7 protein-coding genes are annotated in these 10,306 nt (G+C 70.8%); 6 read left to right on the top strand and 1 reads right to left on the bottom strand.

Annotated features, from left to right (window positions below; genetic code table 11):
- Positions 1-200: 200 nt before the first annotated feature.
- Positions 201-2,885 carry a DNA polymerase I gene (polA, locus tag ACFVVX_RS02845; RefSeq protein WP_387940675.1) on the bottom strand — a complete coding sequence of 895 codons (2,685 nt, stop codon included), beginning with the start codon at positions 2,883-2,885 and terminating at the stop codon, positions 201-203.
- 321 nt (positions 2,886-3,206) lie between these two features.
- Here polA and ACFVVX_RS02840 point away from each other — a divergent pair, with 321 nt between their 5' ends.
- The 6 genes from ACFVVX_RS02840 to ACFVVX_RS02815 all read left to right on the top strand — a co-directional run bounded on the left by ACFVVX_RS02840 (position 3,207) and on the right by ACFVVX_RS02815 (position 10,196).
- The gene (locus ACFVVX_RS02840; RefSeq protein WP_387940613.1) at positions 3,207-3,683 is read left to right on the top strand and encodes a PaaI family thioesterase; all 477 of its coding nucleotides are present in this window, start codon (positions 3,207-3,209) and stop codon (positions 3,681-3,683) included.
- 713 nt (positions 3,684-4,396) lie between these two features.
- A complete protein-coding gene (locus ACFVVX_RS02835) occupies positions 4,397-5,629 on the top strand; it encodes a branched-chain amino acid ABC transporter substrate-binding protein (RefSeq protein ID WP_387940611.1) in 1,233 nt (410 codons plus the stop codon).
- Between the two features lie 130 nt (positions 5,630-5,759).
- Positions 5,760-6,689 carry a branched-chain amino acid ABC transporter permease gene (locus tag ACFVVX_RS02830; RefSeq protein ID WP_387940609.1) on the top strand — a complete coding sequence of 310 codons (930 nt, stop codon included), beginning with the start codon at positions 5,760-5,762 and terminating at the stop codon, positions 6,687-6,689.
- Between the two features lie 5 nt (positions 6,690-6,694).
- The gene (locus ACFVVX_RS02825) at positions 6,695-8,632 is read left to right on the top strand and encodes a branched-chain amino acid ABC transporter permease (RefSeq protein ID WP_387940673.1); all 1,938 of its coding nucleotides are present in this window, start codon (positions 6,695-6,697) and stop codon (positions 8,630-8,632) included.
- An 8-nt stretch (positions 8,633-8,640) separates the two neighbouring features.
- Positions 8,641-9,483, top strand: coding sequence for an ABC transporter ATP-binding protein (locus ACFVVX_RS02820; RefSeq protein ID WP_387940671.1), 843 nt, complete (start codon positions 8,641-8,643; stop codon positions 9,481-9,483).
- A complete protein-coding gene (locus ACFVVX_RS02815) occupies positions 9,480-10,196 on the top strand; it encodes an ABC transporter ATP-binding protein (protein ID WP_387940607.1) in 717 nt (238 codons plus the stop codon). Before ACFVVX_RS02820 ends, ACFVVX_RS02815 begins: the two co-directional genes overlap by 4 nt.
- Positions 10,197-10,306: the final 110 nt, after the last annotated feature.

The raw sequence follows: 10,306 nt of genomic DNA, 5'->3' as shown, positions 1-10,306 counted from the left end.
GCACCACCACACCCCCCCCCCCCCACCCCCCCACCGCCCCTCACCGCGGCACCAACCCCCCCCCACTTTGGGTTCCTTCACCCCCCGCCCCGTGGTTTGGGTGTTACCCTCCAACGGGACCCCAGGGCCGCAACGCGGACAGCAGAAGCCCGTGGGCGCCGGCCGCGACCGGTCGGCGCCCACGGGCCGGTGGAGCGCCGTCAGTGCGCGGCGGCCTCCCAGTCGGCGCCGACGCCGACCGAGACGTCGAGCGGGGCGCGCAGCGGGTAGGCGCCGGCCATCTGCTCGCGGACGAGCGCCTCGACCTGCTCGCGCTCGCCGGGGGCGAGCTCCAGCACGATTTCGTCGTGCACCTGGAGCAGCATCCGGGAGTTCAGGCCGGCGGCGGTCAGCGCCTCGTCCACCCGGAGCATGGCGATCTTGACAATGTCGGCGGCCGAGCCCTGGATGGGGGCGTTGAGGGCCATCCGCTCGGCCATCTCGCGGCGCTGGCGGTTGTCGCTGTTGAGGTCCGGCAGGTAGCGGCGGCGGCCGAGCAGGGTCTCGGTGTAGCCGGTGGCGCGGGCTTCGTCGACGACCCGGCGCAGGTAGTCGCGCACGCCGCCGAAGCGCTCGAAGTAGGTGTCCATCAGGCCCTGCGCCTCGGCGGGCTTGATGCCCAGCTGCTGCGAGAGCCCGTACGCGGAGAGGCCGTACGCCAGACCGTAGGACATGGCCTTGATCTTGCGGCGCATCTCGGCGTCCACCGCGTCGCCGGGGACCTCGAAGACCTGGGAGGCCACCGTGGTGTGCAGGTCCTCGCCGGTGGCGAAGGCCTCCAGCAGGGCCTCGTCCTCGGAGAGGTGGGCCATGATGCGCAGCTCGATCTGCGAGTAGTCGGCGGTGAGCAGCGACTCGTAGCCCTCGCCGACGATGAAGGCCCGGCGGATGGCCCGGCCCTCCTCGGTGCGGACGGGGATGTTCTGCAGGTTCGGGTCCTGCGAGGAGAGCCGGCCGGTGGCGGCGACCATCTGGTTGAAGGTGGTGTGGATGCGCCCGGCCGGGGAGACCGTCTTGAGCAGGCCCTCGACGGTGGTGCGCAGCTTGGCCTGGTCGCGGTGGCGCAGCAGGATGACCGGCAGTTCGTTGTCGGTCTGGGTGGCGAGCCAGGTGAGGGCGTCGGCGTCGGTGGTGTAGCCGGTCTTGATCTTCTTGGTCTTGGGCAGGGCCAGCTCGCCGAAGAGGATCTCCTGGAGCTGCTTGGGCGAGCCGAGGTTGAACTCGTGGCCGGCGGCGGCGTGCGCCTCCTCCACCACGCGCTGGATCTCGGTGGCGAACTGGGACTCCAGGCCGGTCAGCCAGGCGCGGTCGGCGGCGATGCCGGTGCGCTCGATGCGGGCCAGCAGGGCGGCGATCGGCAGCTCCATGTCGCGCAGCAGCTCGGTGGCGCCGGCCTCGGCGAGGCGGGTGTCGAACAGTGCGGCGAGGTCGAGCACGGCTCGGGCCTGGAGCATCAGCGCCTGGGCCCCGGCGGTGGCGTCCTCCTCCGGGGCGTCGAAGGCGAGTTGGCCGCTCTCGGCGGCGGGGGCCGGGGCGAGCGAGCGGCCCAGGTACTCCTCGGCGAGCACCTCCAGGGTGAAGGTGCGCCGGCCGGGCTTCTCCAGGTAGGCGGCGAGGGCGGTGTCGGCGACGACGCCCTCGATCCGCCAGCCGCGCTCGGCGAAGGCGCGCATGACCTGCTTGGCGATGTGCAGGGCCTTGGGGGCGGCCGGGTCGGCGAGCCAGTCGGCGAAGGCGCGCTCGTCCTCCTCGGCGAGCAGGGCCGGGTCGAACCAGGCGGCGGTCTCCCCGGCGGCGAGCGCGATCTCGGTGACCTCGCCGGTGCCGAGCGACCACTGGTAGACGGCGGCGAGGGCGACCGGCGCCTTGCCGGCGGCGTGCTCGCGCAGCCAGCCGGCCACCGTGCCCGGGTCGGTGAGGAGTTCGCCGTCGACCTCGACGCCGGGGGCGAGCTCGGCGGCCGCCTCGGGCTCCGCGGCGGCCGGGTCGATGCCGTACACCCGGTCGCGGAAGTTGGCGTTGCGGAACTCCAGCGACTCCATCAGGGTGGCGACGGCCTCGCGGTCGAACGCGGCACGGCCCAGGTCGTCGACGCCGAGCGGGAGTTCGACGTCGCGGACCAGCTCGGTGAGGACCCGGTTGCGCTTGACGGAGTCGAGGTGCTCGCGCAGCTTCTCGCCGATCTTGCCCTTCACCTCGTCGGCGCGGGCGACGAGTTCGTCGAAGGAGCCGAACTGGTTGACCCACTTGGCGGCCGTCTTCTCACCGACGCCGGGGATGCCGGGCAGGTTGTCGGACGGGTCGCCGCGCAGCGCGGCGAGGTCGGGGTACTGGCGGGGCGTGACGCCGTACTTCTCGGCGACCTTCTCCGGGGTGTAGCGGGTCAGCTCGGAGACGCCCTTGGTGGGGTAGAGGACGGTGATGTGCTCGGTGACCAGCTGGAGGGAGTCGCGGTCCCCGGTGACGATGTCGACGTCGAAGCCGGCCGCCTCGGCGGCGGTGGCCAGGGTGGCGATGATGTCGTCGGCCTCGAAGCCCTCGGCCGTCATCCGCGGGACGTGCATGGCGTCCAGCAGTTCGCCGATCAGGCCGATCTGGCTGCGGAACTCGTCCGGCGTCTTGGCGCGGTTGGCCTTGTAGTCGGGGAACTCGACGGAGCGGAAGGTCTGCCGGGAGAGGTCGAAGGCCACCGCGATGTGGGTGGGCTGCTCGTCCCGGACGGTGTTGGCGAGCATCGAGGCGAAGCCGTACACCGCGTTGGTGGGCTGACCGGTGGAGGTGTTGAAGTTCTCCACGGGCAGCGCGTAGAACGCCCGGTAGGCCATGGAGTGGCCGTCGAGCAGCATCAGCCGGGGCCGCGCCCCGCCGCCACCCGCCGCGCCCTTGTCCGTACTCTGCGTAGCCACGTCAACGTCCGTTCCTGCCGATTCCACTACCGGCCACCGATCCTATGGCCCGGCACCGACAAAAGGGGCGTCGCGCAGGTCGGGCGCCGGGCGGGCGGGGAGGCGGGCGCGGGACGGATGGGGCGGGCGCGGGACGGATGGGGCGGCCGGTGCGGGGCGGGCGCCACGCCATCACCGCGACGCGACCGCTACCGCCGAGTAGGACGGTCGTACGATCACAGTCAGCACGATGACGTGATCCCGAGCAGCAGGAGCTCCCCCATGACCGAAGCGGCCCCCGACGCGATCCCCGACAGCGCCCCCGTCCTGAAGGTGCCGCAGGAGGTGCTGGACCACTTCGCCAAGCTCGGCGTCGACCCGGCCACCTTCTCCGGCGGGCACCTCGGCGAGAAGCTGGGCATCCGGATCGTCGAGGCCTCCCCGGACCGGGTGGTGGGCACCATGCCGGTCGAGGGCAACCAGCAGCCGTACGGGCTGCTGCACGGCGGCGCCTCGGCGGCGCTCGCCGAGACCCTCGGCTCGGTCGGCGCGATGCTGCACGCCGGCCCGGGCCGGTACGCGGTGGGCGTGGACCTGAACGCCACCCACCACCGCTCGGCCACCTCCGGCCTGGTCACCGCGGTGGCGACCGCCGTCTTCAAGGGGCGCACCGCCGCCACGTACGAGATCGCGATCACCGACGACACCGGCAGGCGGATCACCAGCTGCCGCCTGACCTGCATGCTCCGCGACCTCTGAGCGCAGGCCCGGACGCGGACCGGGCGGAGACCCGGGCCGGGTGCCGAGTAGCGGTCCGGACCCGGACCCGGGCGGAGACCTGAGCGGATTCAGCCGGATCTGATCGGGTCTGACCGCAAAGCTGACACCCTGTCGCCGGCGACGACGGCCACCTGATGCAGGGTCAGCCGCCCGACCGATCATCAAATCCCTTACCCGCCCCCTTGTTTGACCTTCGACTGCCCTGGGCAGGCGTTGGTCCAGACAAGGGGGCGGTGTCATGTCTACTCACTTTTGGGAATGTAACACTGCGTAACAGCTAGGAAATCCGAGCTTTTGGCCACTCCCGAGGGTCCGACCACTCGGGAGCGGACGGTCATTCCGGCAATCGTCCGATATTCGGACGCACACGCCCGAAACCAGCACGGCGGATAGTCGTGTCCGATTATCGGATAGGCCAGGAGTAACCCGCATTTCTGGGCCTTACAGCCGCCTACCAGCCAGTAGAACCCCGACAGCGCAGGATCGGTCGGGCCAGAACGACCACATAGTGAGACAACTGCTCCGTGTGCTCATAACAAGAGAATCACAGCCTCGCCGCACCACTGCCAGAGCCGCCCAGGGGCATCTAGAGTCACGGCCAGTCACCGCGCCACCGGATTGGGCCAGGCCCATCGCGCATCCCGGCTCCCGCCACTCCGGCGCGGCGCCTACCTGAACCGAAGGGGACCCTCGTGCGTCATCGTTCAGCTGTTGTCGTGAGCATTGCCGTGATCGGCGCCCTCAGCCTCACCGCGTGCGGCTCCCGCGGCGAGAAGAAGTCGGGCGACGGCAACAACGCCGGGGCCACCACCACCGTCACCATCGGCATCGACGCCCCGCTCAGCGGCGACCTCTCCGCCCTCGGCCTCGGCATCCGCAACTCCGTGGAACTCGCCGTCAAGCAGGCCAACGAGAAGAACGAGGTTCCCGGCGTCAAGTTCCAGATCAAGTCCCTGGACGACACCGGCAAGCCCGCCCCCGGGCAGCAGAACGCCACCCAGCTGGTCGCCGACAAGGACGTCATCGGCGTCGTCGGCCCGCTGAACTCCAGCGTCGCCCAGTCCATGCAGCAGATCTTCAACGACGCCAACCTCGTCCAGATCTCCCCCGCCAACACCGGCGTCGCCCTCAGCCAGGGCGAGAAGTGGGCCAGCGGCGTCAAGGCCCGGCCGTTCAAGTCCTACTTCCGCACCGCCACCACCGACGCCGTCCAGGGTCCCTTCGCCGCCGACTTCCTCGCGAAGGACGCCAAGAAGACCAAGGTCTTCCTCATCGATGACCAGAAGACCTACGGCGCCGGCCTCGCCGCCACCTTCAAGGCCCAGTTCATCAAGAACGGCGGCACCATCGTCAACGAGGAGCACGTCAACCCCGACGACCGCGACTTCGCCGCCGTCGTCACCAAGGTCCGGTCCTCCGGCGCCGAGGCCGTCTACTACGGCGGCGAGTACCCCGCCGCCGGCCCGCTCTCCCTCCAGCTCAAGGAGGCCGGCGTCAACATCCCCCTGATGGGCGGCGACGGCATCCAGAGCGGCGACTTCATCAAGCTCAACCCCAAGAGCCAGGGCGACTACGCCACCGCCGTCGGCCTGCCCGTCGAGCAGCTCCCCACCGCCGCCAAGTTCATCGCCGACTACAAGGCCGCCGGCTACAAGGACGCCTACGAGACCTACGGCGGCTACTCCTACGACAGCGGCTGGGCCATCATCCAGGGCGTCAAGGCCGTCGTGGCCGCCAACGGCGGCAAGCTCCCCGACAACCCCCGCGCCAAGGTCGTCGAGGCCGTCCAGAAGGTCGCCTTCGACGGCGTCACCGGCAAGGTCTCCTTCGACGAGTTCGGCGACACCACCAACAAGCAGCTCACCGTCTACGCCGTCAAGGACGGCAAGTGGGCCGTGGAGAAGTCCGGCACGTTCAACGGCTGAACCTGACCATCCCCGTCAGAACCGGCCCAGCAGTCGGAACAACCCGCGCGGGGGCGCCACCAGTGCCCCCGCGCGTGCCCACATCCCCCACCCACGCGGACCCCACGCAACGCACAACGGAGGCCCAGCGGTGCACGACCTACCGCAGCAGCTGGCCAACGGCCTGATCCTCGGAGCCCTCTACGGGCTCGTCGCGATCGGCTACACGATGGTCTACGGCATCGTCCAGCTCATCAACTTCGCCCACGGCGAGATCGTCATGGTCGGCGGCTTCGGCGCCCTGACCGCCTACCTCGCCCTCCCCGGCGGCACCACACTCTGGCTGGCCCTACCGCTGATGCTGCTCGCCGGCATCCTGGTCTCCACGCTCACCGCCGTCGCCGCCGAGCGCTTCGCCTACCGGCCGCTGCGCACCGCACCCCGACTCGCCCCGCTGATCACCGCGATCGGCCTGTCGATCCTCCTCCAGCAGCTCGTCTTCTCGTTCTACCCCGACGCGAAGAAGGCCCGGGTCTTCCCGAAGATCCCCGGCGACCCGTTCGCGCTCGGCTCCGTCACCATCCAGCGCAGCGACATCTTCCTGCTCATCGCCGCGCCGCTCTGCATGCTCGCCCTCGGCTGGTTCGTCACCCGCACCCGCTCCGGCCGCGCCATGCAGGCCACCAGCCAGGACCCGGACACCGCGAAGCTCATGGGCATCGACACCGACCGGATCATCGTGATGGCCTTCGCGATCGGTGCCGCCTTCGCCGCCGTCGCCGCCGTCGCCTACGGCCTGCGCAGCGGCCAGGTCGACTTCCGGATGGGCTTCATCCTCGGCCTCAAGGCCTTCACCGCCGCCGTCCTCGGCGGCATCGGCAACATCTACGGCGCCATGCTCGGCGGCCTCGCCCTCGGCCTCGCCGAGAGCCTCGCCACCGGCTACATCCAGCACCTGCCCGGCATGCACCTCTTCGGGGGCGGCGCCTGGAAGGACGTCTGGGCCTTCGTACTCCTCATCGTCGTCCTGCTCGTCCGACCTCAGGGCCTGCTCGGCGAGCGCGTCGCGGACAGGGCGTGAGCACCATGACGACCACCTCCAGCAGCACGGAAACCACCCCCGTCATCACGCTCCCGCCCCGCGCCGGCGCCCTCGTCACCGGCCTCGGCGCCCTCGCCACCACCGCGTCCGCCCTGATGTCCTGGACCTGGACCGCGGACTTCCCCGGCGACCTCACCTACTACGGCTCCCCCGCCGGACTCCAGTGGCTCGCCCTCACCGCCGGACTGCTCACCCTCGTCCTGCTGCTCGCCACCCAGGGCGTCCCCGGCCTGCGCTGGGCCGCCCCCAGCCGCAGCAACAACGCGGTGCTCACCGCGGCCGCCGGCGCCTTCGCCGTCAGCTGGTTCTCCGTCATCGCCATCGCGGTCGACCTCGGCGGCCTCGCCAACCTCGACCCCGGCGCCTGGGTCGCCGCCCTCGGCTCCCTGCTCGCCCTCGCCGGCACCCTCGCCCTGCCGCTCGACCGGCGCACCCGCGTCCCGCTGCGCATCCTCGACCGGCGGCTCTTCCTGCTCGTGCCCGTCGCGCCCCTCGTCTGGTTCGGCGCCCACGCCGTCCCCGAGGACAAGCCCGTCGCCCCCGTGCTGACCGCCATCGCCGGCGGCCTGCTGATCGCCACCGGCGCCGTCCTGCTCGTCCAGCTCGGCCACCTCGCCAACAGCTGGCTGCGGCTCGGCACCGTCGAGCGCCCGCTCCCCGCCGCCCGCGAACTCCCCTCCTGGGCCGAGATCCTGGTGATCGTCGCGGCCTTCGCGATCGGCCTCTTCGCGATCACCTTCGGCATCGACACCGAGTACGGCGAGCTGTTCACCGGCTACCTGCTGCTGGCCGCCGCGATGGCCGCCGCACTGGCCAAGGCCGGCCTGGTGGCCCGACTGCGCGCGCTGACCGTCAAGTACCGGCCGGTCACCACCGGCGCCGCCTTCGCCGCCGCCGCCAGCTTCCCGTTCACCCAGACCAGCGACCAGTACACCTCGGTCGCCACCAACATCCTGATCTTCGCCACCGTCGCCCTCGGCCTCAACATCGTCGTCGGCCTGGCCGGCCTGCTCGACCTCGGCTACGTCGCCTTCCTCGGCGTCGGCGCCTACGCCGCCGCCCTGGTCTCCGGCTCGCCCGCCTCCCCCATCCACGTCCAGTTCCCCTTCTGGGCCGCGATGCTCACCGGCGCCGTGGTGTCGATGATCTTCGGCGTACTGATCGGCGCCCCCACCCTGCGGCTGCGCGGCGACTACCTCGCCATCGTCACCCTCGGCTTCGGCGAGATCTTCCGCATCACCATGCTGAACCTCAACGGGACCACCGGCCCCAAGATCACCAACGGCTCCAACGGCATCCCGCGGATCCCCGACCTGCAGATCCTCGGCTTCGACCTCGGCAAGCCGCACACCGTCGCCGGCGTCGAACTCGGCCGCTTCTCCAACTACTACCTGCTGATGCTGCTCGTCACCGCCCTGGTCGTGCTCGTCTTCGCCCGGGTCGGCAACTCCCGCATCGGCCGCGCCTGGGTCGCCATCCGCGAGGACGAGACCGCCGCCGAAGCCATGGGCATCAACGGCTTCCGGCTCAAGCTGCTCGCCTTCGCCCTCGGCGCCTGCCTGGCCGGCCTGGCCGGCACCGTCCAGGCCCACGTCAGCTACACCGTCACCCCCGACCAGTACACCTTCGCCGAGGCACTGCCGCCCAACTCCGCCTTCCTGCTCGCCGCGGTCATCCTCGGCGGCATGGGCACCATCAGCGGACCGCTGGCCGGCGCCACCCTGCTCTTCCTCATCCCGAAGAAGCTCGAGTTCCTCTCCGACTACCAGCTGCTCGCCTTCGGCATCGCACTCATCGTGCTGATGCGGGTCCGCCCCGAAGGCCTCATCCCCAACCGGCGCCGACAGCTGGAGTTCCACGAGGCCGCCATCCCGGCGCAGCCCTCCGGCGACGCGGTCGCCCTCACCAAGGCAGGGGCGTGACCAGCCAGATGACCACCACCACCGCCCCCACCCCGTCCGACACCCCGCCCACCCCGGCCAAGCCGCTGCTGGAGGTCTCCGGCGTCACCATGCGGTTCGGCGGCCTCACCGCCGTCAACAACGTCTCCCTGACCGTCGGCGAAGGCGAGATCATCGGCCTGATCGGCCCCAACGGCGCCGGCAAGACCACCTTCTTCAACTGCCTCACCGGCCTGTACGTCCCCACCGAGGGCCGGGTCGCCTACCAGGGCACCGTCCTGCCCCCCAAGCCCCACCTGGTCACCCAGGCCGGCATCGCCCGCACCTTCCAGAACATCCGGCTGTTCGCCAACATGACCGTCCTGGAGAACGTCCTCGTCGGCCGCCACACCCGCACCAAGGAAGGCCTCTTCTCCGCCATCCTGCGCGGCCCCGGCTACCACCGCGCCGAGGCCGAGAGCCGCGACCGGGCCATGGAACTCCTGGAGTTCACCGGCCTCGCCGCCAAGGCCGACCACCTCGCCCGCAACCTCCCCTACGGCGAGCAGCGCAAGCTGGAGATCGCCCGGGCCCTCGCCTCCGACCCCGGCCTGCTGCTCCTCGACGAGCCCACCGCCGGCATGAACCCCCAGGAGACCCGGGCCGCCGAGGAACTCGTCTTCGCCATCCGGGACCGCGGCATCTCCATCCTCGTCATCGAGCACGACATGCGGTTCATCTTCAACCTCTGCGACCGCACCGCCGTACTCGTCCAGGGCCAGAAGATCGTCGAAGGCGACCGCGAGACCGTCCAGAACGACGAGCGGGTCATCACCGCCTACCTCGGCGCACCGCTCGAAGGCACCACCGCCGTTACGGAGACCGACCAGTGACCGCACTTCTCGAGGTCGAGGACCTCCGCGTCGCCTACGGCAAGATCGAAGCCGTCAAGGGCATCAGCTTCACCGTCAACCAGGGCGAGGTCACCACCCTCATCGGCACCAACGGCGCCGGCAAGACCACCACGCTGCGCACCCTCTCCGGCCTGCTGAAGCCCCTCACCGGGAAGATCACCTTCGAGGGGCAGGACCTCTCCACCGTCCCCGCCCACAAGATCGTCGCGCTCGGCCTCGCCCACTCCCCCGAGGGCCGGCACATCTTCCCCCGGATGACCATCGAGGAGAACCTGCTGCTGGGCGCCTTCCTGCGCAGCGACACGGCGGGCATCGCGGCGGACGTCGAACGGGCCTACGGCCTGTTCCCGATCCTCGGCGAGCGCCGCAAGCAGGCCGCCGGCACCCTCTCCGGCGGCGAGCAGCAGATGCTGGCCATGGGCCGGGCGCTGATGTCCCAGCCCAAGCTGCTGATGCTGGACGAGCCCTCGATGGGCCTCTCCCCGCTGATGATGCAGAAGATCATGGCGACCATCGTGGAGCTCAAGGCCAGCGGGACGACGATCCTGCTCGTCGAGCAGAACGCCCAGGCCGCGCTCTCGCTGTCCGACCACGGCTACGTGATGGAGACCGGCCGCATCGTCCTCACCGGGACCGGCGCGGACCTGCTGCACGACGAGTCCGTGCGGAAGGCCTACCTCGGCGAGGACTGACCGACCCGTCACCCGCGCAAGCGCGACGAGGGGCCCCGTCCACCCGGACGGGGCCCCCCGGGTCGGGTTGGAGAGCCGACGACACCGCCGACACGGGCGGCATGATTGAG

The organism is Kitasatospora sp. NPDC058170 (genome assembly GCF_042883905.1).
In the GTDB taxonomy this organism is placed as follows: Bacteria; Actinomycetota; Actinomycetes; order Streptomycetales; family Streptomycetaceae; genus Kitasatospora.
This window is presented reverse-complemented; position numbering and strand designations above follow the sequence as displayed.

Coding starts and splice junctions, on each gene's coding strand:
- ACFVVX_RS02820 (WP_387940671.1), top strand. CDS start 8,641: ATGACCACCACCACCGCCCCCACCCCGTCCGACACCCCGCCCACCCCG.
- ACFVVX_RS02825 (WP_387940673.1), top strand. CDS start 6,695: ATGACGACCACCTCCAGCAGCACGGAAACCACCCCCGTCATCACGCTC.
- polA (WP_387940675.1), bottom strand. CDS start 2,885: ATGCTGCTCGACGGCCACTCCATGGCCTACCGGGCGTTCTACGCGCTG.
- ACFVVX_RS02840 (WP_387940613.1), top strand. CDS start 3,207: ATGACCGAAGCGGCCCCCGACGCGATCCCCGACAGCGCCCCCGTCCTG.